The sequence below is a fragment of the Pauljensenia hongkongensis genome (assembly GCF_001746855.1).
Lineage (GTDB): Bacteria > Actinomycetota > Actinomycetes > Actinomycetales > Actinomycetaceae > Pauljensenia > Pauljensenia hongkongensis.
Genome location: NZ_CP017298.1, coordinates 775,003 through 776,484, shown reverse-complemented (window position 1 = coordinate 776,484; position 1,482 = coordinate 775,003). Strand labels below are relative to the sequence as shown.

Annotated in this window: 1 protein-coding gene and 1 pseudogene; both read left to right on the top strand. The window is 77.8% G+C overall.

Annotated elements, in window-relative coordinates; genetic code table 11:
- Positions 1–29: 29 nt before the first annotated feature.
- Positions 30–1,331 (top strand): 3-phosphoshikimate 1-carboxyvinyltransferase, encoded by a 1,302-nt coding sequence (gene aroA / locus BH719_RS03225; protein WP_009743314.1) that lies wholly within the window; start codon positions 30–32, stop codon positions 1,329–1,331.
- Positions 1,331–1,482: pseudogene (locus BH719_RS10025) on the top strand (ribosome small subunit-dependent GTPase A); the annotation flags it as partial. The gene aroA and the pseudogene BH719_RS10025, both read left to right, overlap by 1 nt.

The following is a 1,482-nucleotide window of genomic DNA, read 5'->3' as shown; positions in this document are numbered from 1 at the left end:
CAGGCCGCGGCCGCCCGCGGGGACGCGCTATGACGGTGTGGGAGGCCCCCACCGCCTCCGGGCCGATCGACGCGGTCGTCGCGCTGCCCGGTTCGAAGTCCCAGACGGCGCGCGCCCTCTACCTGGCCGCCGTTTCCGACGCCCCCACCACGATCCGCGGCGCCCTCGACGCCCGGGACACCCGCCTGTTCGTGGGCGCCCTCGAGCAGATGGGCGCCTCCTTCGCCCCCCAGGGCGGCGCCCTGCGCGTCACGCCCATGGGGGAGCGCCCCAGGCCCGCCGCCATCGACTGCGGGCTGGCCGGGACCGTCATGCGCTTCCTGCCGCCCCTGGCCGCCCTCAGCCGGGGGACGACCCGCTTCGACGGGGACGCGGCCGCCCGCGCCAGGCCCCTCGCGCCGCTGCTGGGCGCCCTCGAGGGCATGGGGGCGCGCGTCCACCACGAGGGCGCCCCGGGGCGCCTGCCCTTCACGATCCGCGGCCCCCTGAGGACCCCCCTGGGCGCCCAGTGCGCCGTCGACGCCTCCGCCTCGTCCCAGTTCCTCTCGGCGCTGCTGCTGGTGGCCCCCCTCATCGGCGACCCCCTGTTCGTGTCCGCCCCCGGCCGCGTCGTCTCGATGCCCCACGTCGAGATGACGGTCCGCGCCCTGGCGCGCGCGGGCATCGACATCGAGGAGGTCGACGAGGCGGGCCCCGTCCGCACGTGGCACGTGTTCCCCGGCCGCCCCAGCCCCGGCGACACCGACATCGAGCCCGACCTGTCCAACGCCGGGCCCTTCCTGGCCGCCGCGATGGTCACCGGCGGGCGCGTGCGCGTCCCGGGCTGGCCGCGCGCCACCTCGCAGCCTGGCGACGCCTGGCGCGCGATCCTGGGCCACATGGGGGCCCGCGTCGAACTGGGCGACGACGGCCTCACCGTCGAGGGGCCCGGCGCGGGCAACTACCCGGGCATCGACGCCGACATGTCGGCCGTCGGGGAGCTCACCCCCGCCCTCGCCGCCATCTGCGCCTCCGCCTCCTCGCCCTCGCGCCTGAGCGGGATCGCCCACCTGCGCGGCCACGAGACCGACCGCGTCGCCGCCCTGGCCACCGAGCTCAACCGCCTGGGCGGCGACGCCCAGGACGGGGGCGACTGCCTGGCCATCACCCCGGCCCCGCTGCGCCCGGGCACGGTGGAGACTTACGAGGACCACAGGATGGCGGCCTTCGGCGCGGTCCTGGGCCTGACCACCGCGGGGGTGGGGGTGCGCGACATCGAGTGCACGTCGAAGACGCTGCCGGGGTTCGCCCGGATGTGGGCGGGCGCGCTCACGGGCGGGCGGGAGCCCTGATGGGGCGCCGGGACACGGGGACGGACGACCCGCGGGTGCGGGTGCGCGCCCCGAAGCGCTCGCGCCCCCGGACGAAGGACCGCCCCGACTGGTCCTCCGCACCCGTCGGCTCCGTCGTCGGCATCGACCGCGGCCGCTACCAGGTGGTGCT